We start from the raw sequence: 23485 nt of genomic DNA on the forward strand, positions 1-23485 counted from the left end.
ATCATGGAGGATAAATGGTCTCTTATAATAATCTCATTAAATCTTCTCCGCTTTCACTCAATCGATTTCATCTGGAAATTCCTGACTGCCTCTTTCAGATGGATGTCGAAGAATTTGATGCTCAGGAGGGGTTGAGTGAAATCTATCGCTATACAATCAGGTTTACCAGTGACAAATCAAATATTCCTTCTCAGAAAGTGCTACGTAAACATATCTGGCTGTATATGTACGACATGCCAGGTGCGCGGGATAAAATGCTGCCTTTGAAAACGCGAAAAACTGTGCATGGCATTGTCACAGGTTTTCGACGCCTGCAAAGCTCCGTCGATCAGGTTTTGTATGAAGTGGAGATAAAACCCTTCATTGCATTACTTGATAAAAATTTTCGCACTCATCGTTTTTTTGTTAATAAATCCGTTACTGAAGTCGTTTCTCAGATATTAGCAGAGCATGGACTGGAGAGCTGGCAATATCAATTCAGCCTGAAGCGGGATTATCCGAGGCGTGAACAAATTAATCAGTATCAGGAAAGCGACCTTGCTTTTATCCAGCGGATATTAGCTGAAGTCGGGATTTTCTACTATTTCCGGTTGCAGGAAGAAGTATGTACTGAGGTTATTCATTTTGGCGATAGTCAGGCAGCATTTGAAGCGGGAAAAGTATTACTGTTCACCACACCCTCAGGCATGGAGGATGGAGGCATCGACTCAGTCTGGGGCTTAAACCAGCAGCATCATATTGTACAAAAAAGCGTGACGACGAAAGATTATAATCATCGCACAGCTCAGTATATTTTGCGTTCTGAAGAAGCAGATATGATGCGGGGGGATGGCGACAAAATAAATTACGGGAAAGCTTATCATTATCGCGCCCGACATCTTCAGGCAGGCGATAAAATGTTTCCCTCCGCAGAAACCGCCAACTTCTATGCGCAACTCGATCACGAACGGTTTCTGGCTGCTCAGTCTGTTATCGTGGGTACAAGCAGCGATCCTGGCCTTGCTGCAGGGCAGGTTATTACTGTAACCGATAATAATATTCCCCCTTCTTTGCCGGAACAGCTTCTCAATCCACTTGTTATGGTCAGACTGGGGTTTGTTGCCAGCAGAAAGTCAGCAATGCGCGTAACGCTTAGCGCCGTTCCCTATAGTGAAACCCTCTGCTGGCGTCCCGATTTACCTGAACGCCCAAAAGTCAGCGGCACCATGACGGCGCGCGTGACCAGCGCAAAAGATAACGATATCTACGCCTGGCAGGATGCCGCGGGATTATACCGCGTGGTATTTGACGCCGACGAGGAGAGCCGGGAGCGCGGTCTGGAGAGCATGCCGGTGCGTCTGGCGAAACCGTACGGCGGCGATATGTACGGCTTCCACTTCCCGCTTATACAGGGCACCGAGGTAGCGATAGCGTTCCGCGAAGGCGATCCGGACCAGCCTTATATCGCGCACGCGTTACACGATTCAAGGCATGTCGATCACGTCACTGAAGAGAACAGCACGCGCAACGTCATCCGTACGGCAGGCTTTAACAAGCTGCGCATGGAGGATAAGCGCGGTGAGGAGCACATCAAGCTCAGCACGGAGTATGGCGGGAAGACGCAGCTGAATCTGGGGCATAACGTTGACGCGAGCAGGGTTCTTCGTGGTGAAGGGGCTGAACTGCGGACGGATAACTGGATCAGTATCCGCGGTGGCAAAGGGGTATTTATCAGCGCGGATGCGCAGCCTCAGGCGCAGGGAAAAATGCTGGCGATGCAAGATGCCGTGAATGAACTGTATAAGGCACAGCAATTAACCGCGTCCTTACGCAGCGCAGCGGAGGCGGCGACAGCTGAGCTGGCAGATTTACAAACCCAAAAGTCGCTGTTAAGCGAAGCACTTACCGAACTAAAACAAGCCGCGCTTTTACTCTCAGCGCCCGCTGGCATCGCGCAGGCTACAGCAAAAAGCCTGCAGTTGACCGCCGGCGAAAACCTGATCGCCACAAGTGGTAAAAACACTGATTTCAGCATTTTAAAAAATTTCACAGTAGCAGCAGGCGAAGCAATCAGCCTGTTCGCTCAGAAGCTGGGAATTAAATTTTTTGCCGCGAAAGGAAAAGTGGAGATTCAGGCTCAGTCTGATGGAATGACGCTGGATGCGCTGAAGGATGTGCTCATTAGCAGCAGTGAAGGTAACGTCACCATTCGCGCTAAACAGGATATTTTGCTGGTGGGCAGCAGCGGGGCTTATTTGCGTATAGGAAATGGTGAGGTAGAGAGCGGTGCTCCGGATAAAATTATTCAGCGTGCAGCCGTGTGGCAAAAATTTGGTGGTCAGAGTGCCGGTGAAATGTTCAATACCTGGCAACAGGGTAATTATGAACTTAACTCCCAGATAATTCGGGCAGGCAGCGAGGAGGCGGTAAAAAGCTGCCCAGGAGAGATCAGTAGCGACCTTGGAAAAACCACTTCAGACTCTGACAGCGCAGGAAAACTGACGCCGCAGGATTTTCCTGATATTGCCAGCGTTAACATAACATTAAACAAGGAACGTTAATGATGTCTGAGAAAAAAAAGACATTAAAAATTCAGCCAACGTTTGATGACAATGGCAACCCCTGTTATCAACTTTTCAGCACTTCGAAAGGAGAAAACATCGTTCAGCAATGTGTGCTTTATCCTGAGCGTATTATACCAATTATATTTATCCCGGGCGTTATGGGCAGTAACTTAAAAAATAAAAACGGAGAAGAAATATGGCGACTGGACGATGAGATCCGATTTTTCTGGGACTGGAAAAATGCGAATGCAGAAACCAGGAAAAGAAAACTGCATCCAGACAGGACAAAGGTAGATGATGGTGGCGAAATTATTGAGAAGACAGAACCTTATCTGTTGAAAAATCGCCGGCAACGCGGCTGGGGAAGTGTCGCATATACCAGCTATGCCGCATTTCTTGACTGGCTGCAAAACGCACTTAACGACTTTGATAATGGCCCATCTGGCGAACGTACAAATCTGCTGCAATCCATTCTGAAAACAGAGTCAGGTGATGTTTCACTGACCCGGGAAGAAGTAGACCTGACCTACCGTTACCTCTTTCCGGTATTTGCCATGGGATATAACTGGCTGCAATCGAATAGTGAGTCTGCGATGGCCCTGGGTAATTACATTGATGAACAAATTCGGTTTTATCGTCAGAAAGGCCGATTGTGCGAGAAAGTAATCCTTATTACCCATTCAATGGGGGGGCTCGTCGCCCGGCACTATACACAATGCTGTGGTGAAGCGGACAAAGTACTGGGCGTAATACATGGCGTGATGCCGGCTGCGGGAGCTGCCGCCACTTATCGCAGAATGAAAGCCGGAAATGAAAACGGCACCGATAATTTTACCGGCGCAATGGCTGCACATGCTTTAGGAGCAAACGCCAAATTTATGACTGTGGTGCTCTCACAATCTCCAGGCCCCCTGCAGCTATTGCCAGGCAAAGCTTACGGGCAGCGCTGGCTGAAGATTATCGATGATCAAACTACCTATGCTTTTCCGGAAAACGATCCTTACAAAGAAATCTATCTGCAGCGGGATAAGTGGTGGGGGCTATGTGAAGATCATTTTATTAACCCGGGCAAAAGTCATACTGCAGCAGACCGCGACAGAGACTGGCAAATTTTTTCAATTCTCTTAAATGAAAAAGTGCAGCCTTTTATTGAGGAGATCTCAGGGAAATATCATCCTCATAGCTGGGCATTCTACAGCGCCGAAATAACGTATCGTTCTTATGGCGATGTTTGCTGGCGGGCTAACACACGTCGCGCTGACGCATGGCTGAACCGTAACCGCCAGCGTGACGGCCTTGCAGGACGCGCGGTAGATAAAACCGAGATGTTTGATAAGCGAAGCGTTTCTTCTCCCCTTTCAGGTAGCGGCTGGGCAAAGGGTATTCACCAGACTTACCAGATTTTGCCAGCTGAAGAGTCAGGGGATGGCACGGTTCCGGTACGCTCGGGAAGGATTGCTGAGCATCATTTACAGGCGAGTTTTCAGGTTTCGGTTTCTCATGAAGCAGCGTTTAAACACCGACTTGCACAGCAGTTTACCCTGCGGGCGCTGGTAAAAATTGTGCAGCAGATACAGCAGACCGCGCTGAGGTATGAATGAGTATAAAAAAAGCAATTGCAGTAATAATACTGCTGGCTGGAATTTTTGCCGGCTGGTATTGCTCTAGCTGGCTGCAGCCGGAAATAAAGCTGACCGAAGAGGAGCATAAAAACGTGAAGCACTTTACGCACAAAATGACCACCCGCTGTATCGGCCGTTATCTGATTGACCTGCCGGACACATTCACTGCAACCCATAATAGTGTTATGGCGTTTATTGAAAAATCACCGATAGAGTACAAGCGTATCTACCGCCCGGCGTTTGAACAAAAAATTCGATTAAGAGAGGCTGAGTTACGCGCTGAGAAAACATTAAGGCCTGCAGATATGCCTTATCTTAAGGGTGTTTATTCTCTGCCAGACGGTATGGAAGGAGTGATATTTGAGCGAAATGAGAGTACCCAGGTTTACGATTCTGCGCGAATTATTGAGGCACATATGTATACAAATGGTATGGCAATAGAAACAACAATGGAAGCCAGAAACGGAGCATCGCCGCGCTATGATGAAGATCGCAAAGATTTCCCGGAAATATATGGAAATAATGTTCCACAAAAGATTTCTGAACTGACAGATCTACTAAAGCGGATCTCTGCCAGGCAGGAGAATGAAATACCTGTGGCTCCCGGGTTTTGCCTGCCTGAATTGTTCATTAAAGATGGCACGAAGCCAGTAAATGAAGATGTTAATGTTCATTATCTCTCTTCAGAGTACCCCCACATGAAGTTTTATTTTGACAGTGATAATTATACTGCTTCTGATGATTCTCTGTTAGAAAGACGCTCCATAATGGAGCCATACATTAAACAGGCCCAGGGTTTTACTATTCACAGCGGGCGACGCCATATTAGTGGATTATATGCTGAGCAGTGGCTTGCTGAAGGGATGCTCAGCAATACCCGCGGTCAGAAAGCGCTGCGTTTCCTGCTTCGTATTAATGAGAAAACGGCCTCCCCTCTGCACCCTGTGCTGTCTGTTAATTTTCTGCAAGAAGGAACGGAGGGTGAAGGCCGGCTTACGCAGGCTGAGGCGGTTACCCTCTGGCAGCAGATCACTGATACTATCCGCGTTCGTCCCAATGCAATTATAAAATAAATTTTTTAACTGAATGGCAATATATTCCTTATACGCTTAAAGACATAAAATTAACTTCATAAATACATCGATATATAAAGTTCCCATTATCTATTTTTTTATGGCACGTTCCGGATATAACTCTGGTAATAATTCTGCAATATACATTTGCATTGTTTTTTGCACATTAACAGTCAAAATGACGTTTGTAATAGTCAGTGCAAAAGAAGAATTTTTTTGCAAAAAATAGAAGATATTCACCCTTGATCAGTGCTGGGTGTCAGTGTACCAAGCCATCTAATCTGCTGAGCAATTTATAAATTAAATATCGTGAATTGCACCCGGGGGGCATATGTCTTGCTACTCTTCAAAATCAAGAACAGAATATTTTAGGTTTTCTTTTTAAGTATAAATCTTATATAAAATTAAAGGGTTAATATATGCCAGCTTTGACTTGTCTGGGGGATGCTACAACGCATGGTGGTAGCGTCATATCAGCTTCCTCGATGATGTATATAAATGGCGTGCGCGTTGCGTTAGTAGGCGATACGGTATCATGCCCACTGCATGGGACTAACCGTATTCAGCAAGGTAGCCCGAAGATATTCGATAACGGCATTCAGGTAGTTGTTCACGGCTGCGTCTGTGAATGCGGTTGTACCGTTATTAGTTTCCGTAATGAGGAGGTAGCATAGATAGGATGAACTGGCCTATTCCGGATTTTCCAACAAAAGAGATGCCAAAGTTACCCTCAGGTAAATTATGGGGCGGCATTCTTTTGATCCTTTCTTCATCTGGGGCGCTAATTGCTATTTTTCTACTGAATGCTATTAATTACAGAGATATATTTTTCAATGGATTGCTACCTGCAGTGGTTGTATGGCTGTTTTTTTTGGGAATAGTATGGTTGCAATATGAGCACTCATCGCATGCTGTAATTTTATGGGATATTGAGACGCAAAAAAATAAACTTCGCTGGCAGCACTGGGCTATGTGGCAAAGGCCGATTATTGCAAGCATAACCCTGTGCCCGGAGGAGAATGGGGTAAAGATGCTAACAGGTCATGTTATTGATATTCCCGCATACCCTCTTAAATGCCGGCGTCTGCACCATAATTTGCCAGATTTGTGCTCAAAACTCAGCTTCCTGGATATAAATCTGGAGCAGCAGCTACCGGGATACAGGAATAACCTTTATGAGATCATCGTGCTTCAGACCGATAGTCATGATGCATCTATTGTTACGCAGGCCATATTCAGCCAATGGGATATGATGCCAGTTATTCAGAGTAGTGCCGACAAATACTTTTCCGGGTCGGAATCCTGCGCTATTAAAGGAATGACGTTACTGGTCACTTTGCAGGATTGGCCTGGCGCGGCTGAAGGTCAATACAGTGAATTTATTAACGCAAAGCTTATTTGTGACGCAGAAAACGTTGATAACTATTCGCCGTATCCAAAAGCAGGCGTAGGAAGGATTCTGCATTCAGATAACCTGATGAAATCACTTGATGTACTGACAGAGTATAACAAGCTTAAATCCTGCGACATCAGGTATGTGTGGTTATCAGCGGTTGAAGAGAAAGATATGATTGAACTCGTGAAGTACGCTGATAAGCACCAGTGGAAAATACCTCCTTACCACCCATTTTTAAGTATCAATCATTCATTTGGCCCCTCAGGCCCGCTGGCTTTTCCGGTTGCGATTTCATTACTTACTGATGCTGCCATCCAGACGGGAGAGATGCAGTTATTGATCTCAGGGAGTAAAGAGGGAACGTATTCACTGTGTCTGGTTACAGGGAGGTTATTCTATGATGGCAGAAGAGCAGCCAGTTAATCGCCGTTTTATCATGCCTGGATATGCAATAGTCGTTATAGCCTTTGCATGTTTGAGTGCATTGTTTATCTACTATTATAAAAACAACATTGAAACTTCGGAGGCAAATAGCAAGTATATCTGGGCTATCTGGATAATATGCGTTTCTTTCCTGGCGCTTATAGTATATTTATCTGATTTTCTACAAAGGAAAAATGCTAAAAAAGTACAGCAGAAGTATTCACCTCAGCAGATAGTGAATAACGAAAATTTGTTGCAAAAGCAAAAAAAAACCGTTCCAGAGCATAGTGATACCCTTCAGCATATTCGGCATGTTCTTCGCCATCGCTATGGCCGCTTCTGGAAAAAAAGACTCACTATTCTGATTATCGCCGGAAACATCAGAAACGTGGAAAACCTTGCGCCTGGCCTCTCGTCGCAATTGTGGCAGGAAAACAGCGGAACACTGTTATTGTGGGGAGGCGATCCGTTTTCAGCTCTGCAGCAGGAGTGGCTTGAGGCTATCTGCCAGCTAAGAGGTAAACCTGCAGATGCATTGATTCTGGTGACCTCCACGGCTGACGATATGCGTGATAACAACGCTCTGTTATCAGAGATTCAATTATCCGATAAACACCCGGACGCTACCGCGCAATCGCTGGTGTCAGTGTATAAAACGCTGGGCTGGCGACTGCCGCTTTTCATCTGGGCCCTGCATTCCGGGGCAGACAATCAGCCAGGGCGTATTACACAGGCTGTTGGCTGTCAGTTGCCGGCAGCCAGCACCATTCATCTGGCACTGGCGGAACTTACCGGGCAGCTTATCCTGCAGGGTATTCAGCAGGTGGCAAGTCGCCCGAAGCATCACTTTCTTCTGAGCCTGGCCGATCGACTTAGCCGAAACCATGCATTTGTCATTGCGCAAGTGTCTGCTCTCCTCAGTCCGCGCCGCTCGCTTCCGCTGGCAGGTCTGGTATTTAGTGCTCCTTCTGCAAAAGCTGAGAGCGATATACCGAACTACTGGATACGCGACAACCGCTGGGATGCGCTGCCGCCTTCTTTTTCCTCGCTTCCCGCGCATCTGCGCCCTTTGCGTTATGGCGCGCCATGGCGCGGCTTTCTTACCTCCGCTACCTGTGCGCTGGTACTGCTATGGGGAGCAGGAATGCTGGTGTCATTTGCCAGTAACCGCAGCAGCATCGTGGGGGCGGTTCGGGTAACAGAACATGCTGCTGACAGCAATCAATCTCTGGATCAGCGCCTGGCAGCTTTGGGCACACTGCAGAATATGATTGGACAGCTGCAGTATCGGGACGAACATGGTGCACCCTGGTATAGCCGTCTCGGGCTGAATCAGAACAGGGTATTGCTTTACGCCTTATGGCCCCACTATCGCACGGCAGCTCAGCCCCTCCTGCGCGACGCTGCCGCAGCCTGGCTCACCGGTGCACTGCAGACGTATGCCGCACTCCCGCCTGACAGCCCGCTGCGTGAAACGCAGTCAAAGCAGGCCTATGTGCATCTCAGACTCTATCTGATGCTGACGCGTCCTGAACGTATGGACGCCAGCTGGTTCAGTCAGACGCTGATGCAGAACCGGACACAGCGGCAGGGGCTGGATGAGGCTTACTGGCAGGGAGCCGGGGAGACGCTGCTGGCCTTCTATGCAGAGCATCTGATCACTCACCCCGAATGGGCGCTGAAAGCAGACCCGGATCTGGTCGGGCAGGTACGCACCCTGCTGGTGCGTCAGATGGGGGTAACCAACAGTGAATCGCGGCAGTATCAGCGGGTGATCTCCAAAGTAAAACACCAGTACGCCGATATGCGGCTGGCCGATATGACCGGCGATACGGATGCCGGTCGTCTCTTTATCACTGATGAAATTGTGCCCGGTATGTTCACCCGTCAGGCGTGGGAAGAGGGCGTTAAACCTGCCATTGAAAAAGTGGCGCGTGAGCGGCGTGAAGAGATGGACTGGGTACTGAGTGATGCACCGCCGCCTGCAGGTGAGGCGGCTTCGCCTGAGGCGCTGGAAGCGAGGCTCGCCAGCCGCTACTTTGCCGATTACAGTGCAGCCTGGCTGCACTTCCTTAATAGTCTGCGCCTGCAGCCCGCGCCGACGCTCTCCGATGCGATTGACCAGCTCACGCTGATAGCGGACGTCAGGCAGTCGCCGCTGGTGGCGTTAATGAACACGCTCAATGTGCAGGGGCGTACCGCACAGAGCGGCGGCGCGATGAGCGACTCGCTGGTGAAATCTGCACAAAACCTCTTTAGCCGGGAGAAGCGCCCGGTGATTGATCAGCGCAGCGGCCCGCAGGGGCCGCTTGATGCCACGTTCGGGCCGCTGCTGGCGCTGACCGACAATCAGAGCAGCAGCACGATGAATCTGCGCACTTTCCTGACGCGCGTAACGCAGGTGCGCCTGCGCCTGCAGCAGGTCACCAGCGCGGCAGATCCACAGGCGATGACGCAGGCGCTGGCCCGGACGGTATTTCAGGGAAAGAGCGTTGATCTGACGGAGACACGCGACTACGGCAGCCTGGTCGCCGCCGGACTGGGGCAGGAGTGGAGCGGTTTCGGGCAGACGGTGTTTGTGCGCCCGATAGAACAGGCGTGGCAGCAGGTGCTGATGCCGGCTGCAGGCAGCTTCAACGCACAGTGGCAGCAGGCCGTAGTGAATGAATGGAACCGCGCATTCGGTGGCCGCTACCCGTTCAGAAATGTCAGCAGCGAGGTATCACTGCCGCTGCTGGCGAAATATCTGAATGCGGACACCGGACGCCTTACCCGCTTTCTGCACGCTCGTCTGGGTGGCGTACTCCATCGCGAAGGGACCCGCTGGGTACCGGACCGCATTAACGCCCGCGGACTGACGTTTAATCCCGCTTTTCTGCAGGCGCTAAATCAGCTCAGTCAGATTGCTGACGTGGTATTTGCCAGCGGTCATGCCGGCCTGCATTTTGAGCTGCGTCCGGGAACGGCAGCAGACGTGATGCAGACTGACCTGATAATCGATAGCCAGAAGCTGACCTACATGAATCAGCAGCCGGTCTGGCGGCGCTTTACCTGGCCTGCTGACACCGACGCGCCAGGCGCGTCGCTGAGCTGGATCAGCACCAAAGCAGGCACTCGTCTGTACGGTGAGATGCCGGGCAGCTGGGGGTTGATCCGCCTGCTGGAAAAGGCGCACGTCAGCGCCAGACCAAGATCGGGCAGCAGCTGGCAGCTCACCTGGCATGCCCCCGACGGGCGGCCGTTAAACTACACCCTGCGTACCGAAGCCGGCGAGGGGCCGCTGGCGCTGCTGAAGCTGCGCAACTTTACGCTCCCGTCCGATATTTTTCTCACCGGCAGCACCCAGAACCCGCCGGGTGATGCTGAATTCATGGAGGAGGAGTGATGCCCCTGCAATCTCTGATTAGCGCCTGCGGCATGGATGCGGAACCGCTCCGCGCGCAGGCTGCTGAGCATATTCTCTTATGGGAGCACTGGCTGCAGCCTGTAAGCACCAGCCATCCTGCCGGTGAAGACCCGACCTATACCGATACGTTTCAGCGGATGCAGGAGGAGATGAACCGCCTGTCCGGCACGGATATGGCACTGATCTGTTCGCTGGCAGAGCAGATACTGACTTCGGAAGCGAAAGATATCCGCGTAGCGGTCTGGTACTGCGTGGCCCGCCTGCAGCAGGATGGCGAAGCGGGGTTTGCTGAGGGGCTTGCCTTACTGGCGGGCCTGCTGCAGCGCTTTGGTGACAACCTGCATCCGCAGCGGACGCGCAGTCGCGAGGCAGCGCTGAATTTTATATCCGGCGCGCGCGTGCTGGATACGCTGACGCTCTATCCGGAGGTGACGACCGCGACGGCGCAGCGCACCGTGGCGGCACTGCTGGCTATTGATGACATCTGCCGGGCACAGAGCGGCATTCATTGCGCAGCGCTTTACAGCGCGCTGGAGTCCCGGATGCTTAACGCCGGCGGTCCTGATGCGATAGTGCCGCTGACGGCAGCAGACAGCCTGCAAGCAGACGCGTCTTCAGCCTCAGCTGCGCCAGCGCTGGCTGCCATCAGCTCCGGGCGGGAGCTGATGGAGCAGGCGCGAGCGCTGGCAGCTTATCTGCGCGAGCAGCCAAATGGCGTGCTGGCCGCACACCGGCTGATGAAAACCCTCCGCTATGACACGCTCAGTCAGCTGCCGCTGCTGTCAGGTAACGGCAACAGTCGTGTGACGCCTCCAAAATCTGACCAGCGCGCGCTGCTTAAACGCCTCTGGCTCCAGCAGAGCTGGGCCGAGCTGGCTGAGCAGGCGGACAATCTGTTCAGTCGGGGAACAAACCACTTCTGGCTTGATCTGCAGTGGTATCAGCACCAGGCGCAGCTGAGACTGGGGCATGCGGAATTTGCCGCTATTGTTCAGGACGATCTGAAAGGGCTGCTCTCCCGCCTGCGCGGCCTGGAAACGCTGGCCTTCAGCGACGGCATGCCGTTTGCGGATGAGGTGACGCTGGGCTGGATCCAGCAGCAGGTCATGATAACGGAGAGTGCGTCCGGACCCGATCCCGCCGCTGTGGCGAGCGTGCCGGAAGATGACGTGCTGTTGCTGGAGAGCGAGGCGACTGAGCTGGCAGATAGAGAGGGTATTGCTGCTGCGCTGACCTGGCTGCAGCAGCGGCCCGGTATCCACTCTCCCCGCCAGCAGTGGCTCCTTCGCCTGCTGATGGCACGGATTGCTGAGTAGTCTGGTCGGCAGGAACTGGCACTGCAGCTGCTGGGCGCGCTCGATGCTACCGCAGAGAGTATGACGCTGGCGGAGTGGGAGCCAGCGCTGTTATTTGAAGTCAAGTCCCGCCGGCTGAAGTTACTGCGTGCCCGCGCAGGCCGGAGTGAAACAGATAAAGCCCGCCTGCAGTCTGACATGGAACAGCTGCTGGCCGGGCTGGTGACTATCGATGCGGCGCGAGCGTCAGTACTCTTTTCTTAATAGGGTCTGACCTCTTTCTTTAATTTAACTATAAATGGTTCAAAGGAATGATGACATTAACTGAAACACAGAATATGCAGCCGACAGGCTTTCATTATTTTGATAATACGTATGTCAGCAGGGAAGAAATAAAAGGCGTCATCAATCACGCAGAGCTCATCAATTTAAAAGGCGCTCAGCGAAGTAAAACTGCCAGTCAGTACGAAATTGAATTGTGGACCGATAAACAGGTCACCGATATTCATGCCGGTAATATTCTGACTAATGTGGTTCTTACCCCGGTTGCGGCTGCAGCGGACATTATTTTCTTCCCGATATCGCTGACGTTTCTCCGGTTTATGACTGGTCTGGGTGCGTTCAAATAATAGAGGCTCGTCAGGATATGAAAGACTTAACGCTGCGCTATTACGATATTGAAATGCGCTATCTGCGCGACGCCGCAAAAGAGTTTGCCGAAACTCACCCTGACCGCGCCGCCATGCTCAACCTGGATCGTGCCGGCACGCCGGATCCCTTTGTGGAGCGCCTGCTGGAGGGGTTTGCCTTCTCGGTAGGACGGCTGCGTCAGAAGATCGATGATGACCTGCCGGAGCTGACCGAAGGCCTGGTCAGCATGCTCTGGCCGCACTATCTGCGCACCATTCCATCGCTCGCAGTGGTGGCACTGACGCCGGACCTGCCGAAAATGAAGATGGCAGAGACGGCGCCTGCAGGACTGGAGATCTTTTCCCGTCCCGTGGGGCCTAAAAATACCGTGTGCCGCTATCGCACCACGAAGCCGGTCACGCTTAACCCGCTGGCGGTCACCGGGGTTGCTATGGGCACTGAGCCGGATGGGCGCTCTGTGCTGCGCCTGCGCCTGACCAGCAGCGGGCAGGCGGACTGGAGCCAGTGTGACCTGCGCCAGCTGAGCCTGTGGCTGGGAGAAGATCTGCCCGTGGCGACGGCACTGCATCAGAGGCTGACCCGCTGCCAGGCGGCGCTGTACATTCGCGAGGCAGGGCAGCCGGAGCGCAGGGCCTTTGACGGCTGGTTCAGCCCCGGCGGATTTGACGAGGATGACCGGCTCTGGCCAAAGGGGGAGAGCGCTTTCAGCGGCTATCAGCTGCTACTGGAATACTTCACCTTTCCTGAGAAATTCCGTTTTGTGAATCTGAATGGGCTGGAGACGCTCGCGCTTCCGCCCGGGCTGGCATACGTCGATATCGAGGTGGTCTTCAGCGAGCCGTGGCAGAGTGATCTACCGGTCAAAGAGAGCTCTCTGCGCCTGCACTGCGTGCCGGTGATTAACCTGTTTGCACTGGAAGCCGATCCGCTGATTGTGAACGGACTGGAGAGCGAGTATCTGCTGCGCGCAAAGCGCCTGCAGGATGGGCACACGGAAATTTACTCGGTGGATACGGTCAGCGGTTCAGGACTGACCGGTGCGGCTGAGTATGTTCCGTTCACCAGCTTCCGGCACCGGGGCGGCATGATGCGTCGTCTTGCTCCGGAACGTTACTTTCATACCCGCGTGCGCCGGGGCGTCACCGGCCTGCATGACACCTGGCTGATCCTCGGCGGTCAGCAGTTGGAGAAAGACGATCTGCTTTCCCGCGACACGCTCTCGCTGCGCATTACCGGTACCAACGGCCAGCTTCCGCGTCGCGCACTGCAGAGCACGCTGCTGGATCGCTGCGAACAGGTGCTGCAGACGCCGGTGACGGTGCGCAATCTCACCCGCCCGACGCTGCCTGCTTATCCACCCGCTGAGGACCGCTTTCACTGGCGGGTGCTCAGCCATCTCGGCTCTGGCTTTATCAACATGATGAACAGCGCAGAGGTGCTGCGCGGCACGCTGGCGCTCTATAACTGGCAGGATGATGAACGCGGTAACCGCAGGCTGGAGGCGATCCTTGACGTACAGCAGCATCGTCTGCAGCGGTTTGAGTCGGGTTATCTGCTGCGCGGTCTCAATGTTGAAGTAACGCTCGACAGCAGCGGTTTTACCGGTGATGGCGATATCCATCTGTTTGGTGAAATGCTTAACCGTTTCCTGTCGCTGTATGCGGACATGAATCAGTTCATTCAGCTTTCGCTGATAGTCCGGCCTGAAGGAAAATGTATCCGATGGAAAGAGAATCACAGTCAGCGTCTGCCCGGCTGATCGCACGGCTGGGCGACCAGCTTTCCCATATAAATTTTTACCGTTTTTGCCAGCTGCTGGAGAGGTGCGATCCTGAAGCGCCGGTCCCGGGCAGCGTCTGGCAGGTGCGACACGAGCCGGTACGGTTCAGGCCGCACCCGGGCATGGGATTTCCGGCCGGCGAAATTCGCGCGGCTGAAACCGCCGGGTATCCGCACCTTCCTCCCACGGTACGCATCAATTTTATGGGGCTGTACGGCACGGCATCTCCGCTGCCGACGCACTATATCGACGATATCGTCCGGCAGCGTGAAGGGCATGAGGCGCTGCAGGATTTCCTGGATATCTTCAGCCACCGGCTGACTACGCAGTTTTATCGGATCTGGCGCAAATACACCTATCCGGCCACGTTCGCCGCCGGCGGCACCGATGAAACCTCTCAGTACCTGCTGGGGCTGGCTGGCCTGGGAATAGACGGCTGCGCGCAAAACATCGCCACGCCGGTTTCGCGCTTTCTGGCGCTGCTGCCGGTCATGATGTTGCCTGGCCGGACCGCAGAGGGGCTCTCCTCGCTGGTGGCGCTGCTGGCACCGGATACACGCGCGCAGATAGTGCCGTGGGATCCGCATCGTATTCCCCAGTCCTGCCGTTTACGTCTGAGCACGCAACAGCCGGTCAGCCTGATGCGTCGTCCGGTCATGGGAACGCATGCCACCGACGTTAACGGACAGGTCTTACTGCGACTGCTCACCGATAACCCGGAGGAGATGCGCAGCTGGCTGCCTGGCGGACAGTTACACGGCGATCTGATGGCGCTGCTCCACGTCTATCTGGGAGCAAAGCTGGATGCGCGGCTGGAGCTGTGCGTCGACCGCGCCCTGCTGCCTGATGCGCAGCTGAGCTGCCGGAGGGAGGCGGCACAGCAGCTGGGCCGCACCGCGGTGCTGCCTCAGCGGAACCTTAACGCCTCGCATAAACCCGATTTACTCACTATACCGCTCGGGCGTTATCAGCGCGTCCGGGAACAACCTTCAGGGACTAAAACAGATGAACAGGGCGACTACCGCTGGTAAAATAGTTATTCCTCTGATGCTGGCGCTGAGTGCCAGCGGCTGCGGCCTGACGCAGAAAGTATCCGAAGGCACCGCGTCCGTCACAAAATCTCTTTTTTACAAACAGATACGCACCCTGCACCTCGACTTCCGCGCCCGCGAAGGCGCCAACCGCAACGCGCAGGGCGCTGCGCTCTCAACCGTGGTGCGCATCTGGCAACTCAGCGACCGTCAGGCCTTTGACGCCTCCGACTACCCTTCACTGTTAGCGGCTGACAGTCAGGTTCTGAAAGCGGATCTGCTGGCGCAAAAAACTATCCGGGTGCGTCCCGGCGAATCGGTCAGTATTGATGTACCCATGGAGAAGCGAACAGCGTTTGTGGCGGTGGCCGGGCTGTTTCTGTCGCCAGATACTCAGGATGAGACGTGGCGAATACTGCTGACCCGCGCAGACCTCCACCCGGACAAAGCCAGGGTGATTGAGCTGGGTGACGGCACGCTGACGCTGGTAGCGGAAAAAGGGGAAAGACTCTGATGCAGCCTTCACTTTACGACATGCTTTACGGCAATTTCAGCGGCGGCCTGGATCTGGATGCGGTGAGCGAACGGGAACAGGTGATTTTGTCGGTGCTGGATAACCTGCAGCGCATTCTGAACACCCGCGCCGGCGCCCTGGCTCATCTGCCCGATTATGGCCTGCCGGATATGACGCTCATCCTGCAGGGGCTGCCCGGCACCGCACATCAGCTGGTACATATTCTTTCTGACGTATTACTGAAGTATGAGCCCCGGCTGAAACAGGTTGATGTGGTGATGCTGGAACAGACGCAGCCCGGTGAGCTGCGTTATGCCATTGATGCCGGGCTGGACGTCGTAGGTATGGTGCGCTATGGCACTGACTTTATGCCGGGAGGAAAGGTACTGCTGCGGCATCTGCGCCAGCAGAACGTGATGCGTTAAGCCATAGCCACCAGCCAGATAAGATCGCCGGCCTGGCGCTTCGCCTTTACCTTCCCGCTAACACTCTGATAACGGACCTGCTTCCGGCAGGTCTGCGGATAACTATGACCTTTTCATCTCAGAAACCGCACGTGCTGATGACCGGCGGAGACCCTCGCCTGCATCCCGAATTTATTTGTCTGCAAAACGAAATCAGGAAGCTCAGCCATCCCGCCCGGCCCGATATTAACTGGCTGCAGGTGATGGAGAGCTGCACCCGGCTTTTCGGACAGGCTGGAGCAGATCTGCAGTCTGTTTGCTGGTTTACGCTGGCGCTTTCTCATCTTGACGGCGCTAAGGGGCTGCAGGAGGGGCTCAGGGTCACGGAGGCACTGATGTGCTCACGCTGGCAGACGCTCTGGCCCCACCAGCCTGCAGACCGGATAGCGATCCTGAGGATGCACTTTCAGCGTCTGCAGTTTCTGTCACGCACCTGGCCGACGGAGAAGCCTGATACGCAGATCGCGCTGAAGGCGTGTGCAACATATCTGGATCTGATTGAGCAGCATCTGGCGCAGGCGGGCCTCAACGCCGCGAGCGGTATCCGCCAGCTGTGCGATAAAGTCAGAACAGCAGCCGAAAACGCAGAGCCGTCACCGGGCCAAAGCGACATGGCGACTGTACGCAGAAGCCGCCCGCGCGAGGCGCTTTCCGACCCGGCTCCGGCAACGGCAACGCCTCCGACCTTTATTATTCATCCTGAATCAGCGCCTGAACAGACATCATCAGGCCGTTATATCAGGCCTTTTATCGCCGGCATGGCCGCTATGCTGATGGTTGTCGCAACAGGCGCAGGCGGCTGGCTTTATGCCCGCCAGCCCGGCGAAAATACGCGTATGCTCTCTGCTGCCGTACCTGCGCTTCCTCATCCGCTGACGGAAGAGCAGCGGGCAGGCATCCGGCAGGATCGGCGTATCAACGCCGCAGAGTGGATCAACACGATCAAAACACAGGCTGAACGGCTTGATGCCGCCGGTATCGGCAGGGCGGGGAGCTACAGCGCCGACGTTGCGCTGCTGGCCGGCTCGATCTGGCCGGCTGAAGAGTTAACGCGCCGGCTGCTGACAGACGCGCTCGCCAGGAGAGAGGCGATGACAGCGTCGCCGGAAGCGGCAGGTGCCTGGCAGCAGGGGATGGAAAAACTCAGCCTGCTCAGTGAAAAGCTGAATGCGCTTGATGAGAAACGGGGGCGTTACCTGACCGTCAGCGAGCTGAAGTCAGCAATATTTTCCACACAACAGGCATTCAGCCTGCATATCCCCGCTGAAGAGTGGCTGCGCCGCTATGAAGATTCTGCCTCTCCGGCCGGGGAGGCGCAGTTTAAACGGGCAATCAGTGAACTGCAGGCGCGATACGACATGATTCGCCTTCGCAGGGCAGCCGCATTGAGAGGCTCAGCGGCACAGGCAGGCGGATCGTAAATAAAACCGACGATCTGCTTATTATCAGCGAGTGAATGACAATGATCCCGACTGTTCTACCCCGACATGCTGCACTGGCAGTGAGCGCTGCGCTCATCGTTATTTTTATCGATTTCGTCCGGTGCTTCTCCGGGTGATGTGATAAATCTGACTGGTACAGAGAGCCTGGGTGAGAACAATCTTTACAGCATGCCATAAAGATTTTCACAACAGTAATTCAATCGCTGGATCGTCTTTTCTCGCATTAAGTAGGGAAGTTCTGATATGGCATTGACTCCTGCCATCGCCATTTTGCCGCCACTCTAAAATCAGGAAACAAAAAAGCCACCCTGAAAGGTGGCTTAAATGTATGATTTTCATCATTAAATTTGGTGGCCCCTGCTGGGTTTGAACCAGCGACCAAGCGATTATGAGTCATATGAATAGCTTGTTTCATCGTTTTTCATCTTAAACCATATTCGCTTATTAAATGCTATAAAACAGAAGGTTATGTAGATTTCTTCGTTTCATGTTGTTCCGGGATTTTCCTTTCAGTATCATCCTTACGTCACCTGCTACATCACCCAGAAAACAGCAATATAATTCTCGTAAGGACTCTCTCTTGGCAGACAATCTAACGGACTCAATGGTGCGCGGTCTTAAAGCTCGCGACTCGGCTTATCAGGTTTGGGACAAGAGTGGTGAGCGCGGAGCAGGGCGTCTGGGCGTTAAAGTTGAGCCATCCGGGCAGCGGGTTTTCTACTATCGCTACTACTGGGATGCTAAGCGCCATTTCATTCAGTTGGGTCGTTACCCTGAAATGTCGTTATCTCTGGCTCGCCAGCTTGCGAAAGGTTATGCCGGTACGCTGAAGGAAGGGAAGAACCCTAAGGTCGAAAAAGCTGAACAGGCAATCGCGCTGGAAAAGCAAAAGCGTGCTGAACAGTTAAAGGGCAGTGTTGAGCAGCTTATTCAGGGCTACACCAACAAAATGCGGGAAGACGGGAAGCGGACCTGGCAGCAGGTGCTATACCGCCTTGAGAAGGAAACATATTCCTTTATCGCCAAAGACACCAAAGCTAACGAAGTCACGCCGCTACATATCAAACAGATTTTATCGGCCATTATTCAGCGTGGTGCGAGCGTTGAAGCGAACCGTGTACGTTCTTATCTGATGGCAGCGTTCAACTACGGGCTTAAAGCGGATAACGATCCTGCCAACCACCAGCAGAACGTGATGTTTGGGCTTGAGATGAATCCGGTGAGCGTCATCCCTAAGCAGTCGGCTGCAGAGAAAGCGGGAACCAACTGGCTAAGATTGAATGAACTGCAACAGCTGATGGGTGACTTTCCCAAAACGCCAAGCGTCGGCAGCACCGTGAGCTTGCTGCTTAACTTGTGTGTTTATACTGGTGGTCAGCGCCCACATGAACTGGCTTCCAGTCGGTGGGATGCCGTGAACTGGGAAGAAAAAACGCTGTTGATCGTCGCTGATGTATCAAAGAACAAACGTGACCATCTGGTGCCGTTAACGGATTCAGCGGTCGATATTCTGGAAAGGCTGAAGGTGGAAAACGTTAACGATAGTCCGTTTATCTTCCCGCAGCGACTGGATGCAGGTAAGCATCTGCGAACTGACAGCTTTGCGCAGGCAATCATCTATTATCGCGAGCATTTTCCTGATCATCCGGTGTTTGTTGCGAGAGATTTGAGGAGGACCTGCAAAACGCTGATGGGTGAAATCGGTGTCTCGAAAGAGTTACGTGACCGTATTCAAAACCATGCATTGCAGGATGTCAGCTCGAAGCATTATGACCGTTATGATTATCTTAGCGAGAAGCGTAAGGCGCTGAAGTTATGGGAAAGGCGCGTTAATAGGATTGCACAAGCCACCAGCAATGTGGTGAATTTGTTCCAGAAAGCATAAATATCCAACTGAACATTATCGCGCGTTTTTCTTGCGGAAAAAATACATACTCCTAATGTGAATAGCGATTTACATAAAGCTGCGAACAAGCGAACTATCCCTTGAAAATATTTTTTAATAAAAAACAAAGCCAGTATGTCTAATTAATCTCAATATTTTCAAAGCCTTAGGTAATTACTGGGGGAAGGTTAGTCGCCAATTTAAAAGATAGAATCTTGAAACATTCAACGACGTCATCAGATCCAGTCAGGCTGCTCCAATACTCAAAATCAAAAAGACGAGTATTGAAAGGCTGGGTGTTTCTGTCAAACATTGACTAGCAATGAGTTAACATAATTCCTTTCTCTGAAAGCCCATCTAAGCCACCCTCCTAGCCCAGTTTTTATACATGCCCAAGACAGATTTATCCCACCACAACTGATTCAGCAAGTAGTCTGCAGTGACCTCCTAAAATAGGTGCGCCTCTTTCAAGGGCATGCGTAAATCCCTTCTATTTCATTTTCTTAACTTGATAACGTACGGGGTGATTCAGCTTGTCTAGTAACCCATCTTCTTTGGCACGCTTTAGCCATTCAGTTAGCTGAGACTTATGAAGCCGTGTGTTCTCGATAAGCGCATCGACTGTGACTGGTTCGTTAGCCAAGCGTTGAAGCTCGGAAGTAAATAATTGATAAAAATTGACAGGCCTTGATGGCATGGCTTCGTTTTCGGCAGTCTGCTTTGAAATAGTTTCAACATTTGCCTGCCTTTCGTTAACAACAGCTTCAACCTCTGTCTCGGCAATTTTTATCTCAGGATTAGATTCATTGTCTGAGTAAGATTTTCTTCCGGCGAACAACTCAGGCTGTGCAGGTATGGAAAACAGATCGTCCATTTGTTCCCTCACCTGATTCGTACGACCATCACCTTCATTTCTCATTAAATCTGCAATCTTAAAGGCTTGAGTATTAGTCCCCAGCCAACGGCCACCTTTGGTAGCCAAATCCGCATTGGCCGCATCTTTGTCTGCTGTTTGCTTAACCCACAGCGGTACCCAGACTTTTTTCAGATTTTCTTCTGCACCATTTAGCGTACCGCCTTTTTGGCCCGAGTGAATCACCAGAGAGCTGTCGGCTAGGCAATAGATGTATTTGTTGCGGGCCATGGCATTACCCGCATTGAATCCTGCCTCTGGATAGAACGGCGATATCAACACAGTATGGCCATCCATCAAGCCCTTACGCCACTTACTGCTGGTCGCTGCTTTTAGCAGGCTATCGGCCATCACACCGATTACTACACCGCCTTGTTCCATAGCACCTAGCATTGCCGTTTCGTCGACACCCCGAGCACCACCAGAGACAATGGCAATATCCTCTTTTGCGGCTTTGGCACCTACTTGGTTGGTAAAAGCCAAATCAGGAACACTGGCATTACGCGAGCCAACAACCGCCAAGCCTCCAGCATTTAACAAGGCTTTATTACCACAGCCAAACAGCACTGGCGGGGAGTCTGTTTTCAATCGTTGCTTTAAGCGTTTTGGATATTCTGGATCAGAGCGGGTCACTACCCATAGACCAGCTCTTTGCCATTTTTCCATGGCCAGTGCGAGGCTATGACCACGGTTCAGCAATTCAACAATTCGCTCCGCACTGATACGCGCATCGTGCCACCCTTGCAGCAACGTGTTCGGGTCTGCCACCAATAAGTCAGCAGGCGTGATGGACTTTTCCTTTAACCACAACGCAAATCGCCCCCATTCAGCATTGGTTAGCGGTTTTGCGCTTTCGCTGCTGGCTTTTGAAAAATAACTCGTCAACAGCAAGGTCGCTTGTGCCGTAGGGGACAATATACTGGATACATTCATGAATCTTTCACCGAAGATGAAGACAGCGCGACGGGATAAACAACACCACTGCCAGATTGCTGTAAGAGTGCTGCGATGACCGTTAGTGTCCAACCGGAATCCACTATGTCATCAACTAACAAAACCGGTTGCCCCTTATAAAGCTGAGTCACGCCAAAAGCGCCATCCAGATTTCGACATTGGTGGAAACGATTCTGCTGGCCTTTTTGCGGCTGGTTATTTTTGACTTTACTAATAGCATCCACAAATGGTAGGCCCAATCGTGCAGCAAGACGGCGTGCAAAATCTGGCACCAATTCTGGATGATTACGCGATGGCACGCAGCACACCCAACGAGGAGCAGGATCGGGCTGCCAACGGTGCTGAATCATTTCTGCCATGGCGTCGACCAATTCATCATTGAAACGCCCGGCATGTTTATTATCGGCAACCGTCCTCCCCCAACCTGCATCACCCCAGCGGGATAAAACACGGCCTTCCTGAGCGCGAAGTTGCTGGGATAAATTGCCTTTAAAGCCGTATGTCAGAAACGCATTGGCCGCCACCTGCGCTTTTGGAACGATCACCATTTCGGCGTGTTTAAGAAAAGTACCTGCGCGATGTGCCAAAGCAGGATCAACTTGTGTACTGATCATAGGCCGCCCTAAGCAAGACAAACATTTACCACAAGGCGCAGGATCGAGATCGTCGAGCGCACGCCGCAAAAAGGTCATTTTGCAGCTACCATCATCCAGATATGCCTGAACCTGCTGCCATTCCTGCAGCCGCTGTCCGGTTAAGTGTGCAATTCTGGCATGATCCATTTGATAACGCACTGGGGTTCTGACCCAACGGCTGCCGTCTTTGATTACGGGTGCCGGGTTTTCCACGCTTAGCAGCTTCAACACTTTTTCGATTTGGCCATGACGCAGGTTGGTTTGCTCTTCGATGCTGCGCAGTGACAATCCATCACTCTGCTCCAAGACGTGCAAGATCTCATTGACTTGAGCCTCAGACGGAAAGGCCGAATCACGAAAAAACTCGTGAATATTCTGATCTTCAACCCCCGACATCAGCACACCTACCGCATGATCAATGCCTCGCCCAGCACGGCCTACTTGCTGGTAATAGGCGACGATAGAGCTCGGTGCTTGATAATGAATTACAAAGCTTAAATCTGGCTTGTCGTAACCCATGCCCAACGCTGTGGTGGCCACCAATACCTTGAGCTGGTTGTTGAAAAGCAACTCTTCTAAATGCTGGCGGTAGGCATTGCTGTTTTCAAAACCATCTGCTTCAACGCTGCCGTGATATGCCTTAGCGTCTATGCCATTCGCAATCAACCATTCAGCCACCTGTTCAGCGTCTCGCACTGTTAAGGTGTAAACAATCCCCGTTCCTAGCAGGGAAGGTATTTCCTGTGCTAACCAAGCTAAACGCGAAGCCTGATCGTGCAATACCATGGTTTGTAACGCGAGACTTTCCCGGATCAACGGGCCACGGTGAATTTGAATATCTCCGAGCTGAGTTTGAATATCTTCCATAACGCGGTTATTTGCCGTCGCCGTAGTGCCCAGTATCGGCGTGTTTGCAGGTAACTGACGCAGAATGTTTACGATGCGGCGATAATCAGGGCGAAAGTCATGACCCCAATCCGAAATACAGTGTGCCTCGTCAATCACCATCAGGGCGATGCGATCGGCAATTGGCTGTAAGACTGTTTCAATGAAATTGTCATTGGCCAGGCGCTCTGGGGAGATCAGTAAGCAATCGACTTGATTGTTCATAATGCGCTGGGTCACCGCTCGCCATTCATCGGTGTTGGTAGAATTCATGGTCTCAGCAACAATGCCCAAACGCTGGGCCGATTCAATCTGGTTGCGCATCAAGGCTAGCAGAGGGGAAACTATAATGGTTGGCCCCATGCCACTATCACGAAAAATCTTGGTACTGATAAAATAGACCGAACTCTTACCCCAACCAGTGCGCTGAACCACCAACAGTTTCTGTCGATGATTTACCAAGGCATCTATAGCTTCCCACTGGCCATCACGGAATTCGGCTGCGGGGTTAGCTAAGGCTGTTTGTAGTAATTGTTGGGCTTGGGCTCGATTCATTATCACTCCTTGATTTAT

General features: G+C 52.3%; 16 protein-coding genes and 1 pseudogene. 14 read left to right on the top strand and 3 right to left on the bottom strand.

Features of this window, described 5'->3' with window-relative positions; genetic code table 11:
• Positions 1 to 14: 14 nt before the first annotated feature.
• The 13 genes and pseudogenes from C1Y41_RS10315 (at position 15) to C1Y41_RS10375 (ending at position 17619) form a co-directional block, all read left to right on the top strand.
• Positions 15 to 2540 carry a type VI secretion system Vgr family protein gene (locus tag C1Y41_RS10315; protein ID WP_104085403.1) on the top strand — a complete coding sequence of 842 codons (2526 nt, stop codon included), beginning with the start codon at positions 15 to 17 and terminating at the stop codon, positions 2538 to 2540.
• A complete protein-coding gene (locus C1Y41_RS10320) occupies positions 2540 to 4144 on the top strand; it encodes a triacylglycerol lipase (RefSeq protein WP_104085404.1) in 1605 nt (534 codons plus the stop codon). Before C1Y41_RS10315 ends, C1Y41_RS10320 begins: the two co-directional genes overlap by 1 nt.
• Positions 4141 to 5238 carry a T6SS immunity protein Tli4 family protein gene (locus C1Y41_RS10325; RefSeq protein ID WP_104085405.1) on the top strand — a complete coding sequence of 366 codons (1098 nt, stop codon included), beginning with the start codon at positions 4141 to 4143 and terminating at the stop codon, positions 5236 to 5238. The genes C1Y41_RS10320 and C1Y41_RS10325 overlap by 4 nt, the downstream gene beginning before the upstream one ends.
• A 419-nt stretch (positions 5239 to 5657) precedes the next feature.
• Entirely contained in the window at positions 5658 to 5912 is a 255-nt protein-coding gene (locus C1Y41_RS10330; protein ID WP_071669206.1) for a PAAR domain-containing protein, read from the top strand.
• Positions 5913 to 5917: 5 nt separating this feature from the next.
• Positions 5918 to 7057 (top strand): hypothetical protein, encoded by a 1140-nt coding sequence (locus tag C1Y41_RS10335; RefSeq protein ID WP_104085406.1) that lies wholly within the window; start codon positions 5918 to 5920, stop codon positions 7055 to 7057.
• Positions 7058 to 7070: 13 nt separating this feature from the next.
• A complete protein-coding gene (locus C1Y41_RS10340) occupies positions 7071 to 10442 on the top strand; it encodes an ImcF-related family protein (RefSeq protein ID WP_104085511.1) in 3372 nt (1123 codons plus the stop codon).
• Positions 10439 to 12022: pseudogene (gene tssA / locus C1Y41_RS10345) on the top strand (type VI secretion system protein TssA). Before C1Y41_RS10340 ends, tssA begins: the two are co-directional and overlap by 4 nt.
• Before the next feature lie 47 nt (positions 12023 to 12069).
• Positions 12070 to 12387, top strand: coding sequence for a hypothetical protein (locus C1Y41_RS10350; protein ID WP_146065236.1), 318 nt, complete (start codon positions 12070 to 12072; stop codon positions 12385 to 12387).
• Positions 12388 to 12404: 17 nt separating this feature from the next.
• A complete protein-coding gene (tssF, locus tag C1Y41_RS10355) occupies positions 12405 to 14168 on the top strand; it encodes a type VI secretion system baseplate subunit TssF (RefSeq protein ID WP_104085408.1) in 1764 nt (587 codons plus the stop codon).
• The gene (gene tssG / locus C1Y41_RS10360; protein ID WP_104085409.1) at positions 14123 to 15220 is read left to right on the top strand and encodes a type VI secretion system baseplate subunit TssG; all 1098 of its coding nucleotides are present in this window, start codon (positions 14123 to 14125) and stop codon (positions 15218 to 15220) included. Before tssF ends, tssG begins: the two co-directional genes overlap by 46 nt.
• Entirely contained in the window at positions 15195 to 15734 is a 540-nt protein-coding gene (tssJ, locus tag C1Y41_RS10365) for a type VI secretion system lipoprotein TssJ (protein ID WP_104085410.1), read from the top strand. The genes tssG and tssJ overlap by 26 nt, the downstream gene beginning before the upstream one ends.
• Complete coding sequence (tssE, locus tag C1Y41_RS10370) at positions 15734 to 16159, top strand: type VI secretion system baseplate subunit TssE (RefSeq protein ID WP_071669212.1); 426 nt, start codon at positions 15734 to 15736, stop codon at positions 16157 to 16159. The genes tssJ and tssE overlap by 1 nt, the downstream gene beginning before the upstream one ends.
• Positions 16160 to 16263: 104 nt before the next feature.
• Positions 16264 to 17619: a VasL domain-containing protein gene (locus C1Y41_RS10375; RefSeq protein ID WP_104085411.1), complete on the top strand. Its 1356-nt coding sequence runs from the start codon at positions 16264 to 16266 to the stop codon at positions 17617 to 17619.
• A 244-nt stretch (positions 17620 to 17863) separates the two neighbouring features.
• Here C1Y41_RS10375 and C1Y41_RS19910 read toward each other — a convergent pair whose 3' ends face one another.
• Positions 17864 to 18055, bottom strand: coding sequence for a hypothetical protein (locus C1Y41_RS19910; RefSeq protein WP_146065237.1), 192 nt, complete (start codon positions 18053 to 18055; stop codon positions 17864 to 17866).
• Between the two features lie 165 nt (positions 18056 to 18220).
• On the opposite strand from C1Y41_RS19910, the gene C1Y41_RS10380 reads away from it, so the two are divergent.
• Positions 18221 to 19525, top strand: a complete 1305-nt coding sequence (locus C1Y41_RS10380; RefSeq protein ID WP_104085412.1) for a site-specific integrase — start codon at positions 18221 to 18223, stop codon at positions 19523 to 19525.
• Between the two features lie 490 nt (positions 19526 to 20015).
• On the opposite strand, the gene C1Y41_RS10385 is transcribed toward C1Y41_RS10380, so the two are convergent.
• Together C1Y41_RS10385 and C1Y41_RS10390 are read right to left on the bottom strand one after the other, a co-directional pair.
• Positions 20016 to 21371, bottom strand: coding sequence for a DNA-processing protein DprA (locus C1Y41_RS10385; RefSeq protein ID WP_104085413.1), 1356 nt, complete (start codon positions 21369 to 21371; stop codon positions 20016 to 20018).
• Complete coding sequence (locus C1Y41_RS10390) at positions 21368 to 23467, bottom strand: RecQ family ATP-dependent DNA helicase (RefSeq protein ID WP_104085414.1); 2100 nt, start codon at positions 23465 to 23467, stop codon at positions 21368 to 21370. Before C1Y41_RS10390 ends, C1Y41_RS10385 begins: the two co-directional genes overlap by 4 nt.
• Between the last annotated feature and the right edge of the window lie 18 nt (positions 23468 to 23485).

It is taken from the genome of Pantoea sp. ICBG 1758 (assembly GCF_002928325.1).
GTDB classification, from domain to species: domain Bacteria; phylum Pseudomonadota; class Gammaproteobacteria; order Enterobacterales; family Enterobacteriaceae; genus Pantoea; species Pantoea eucrina.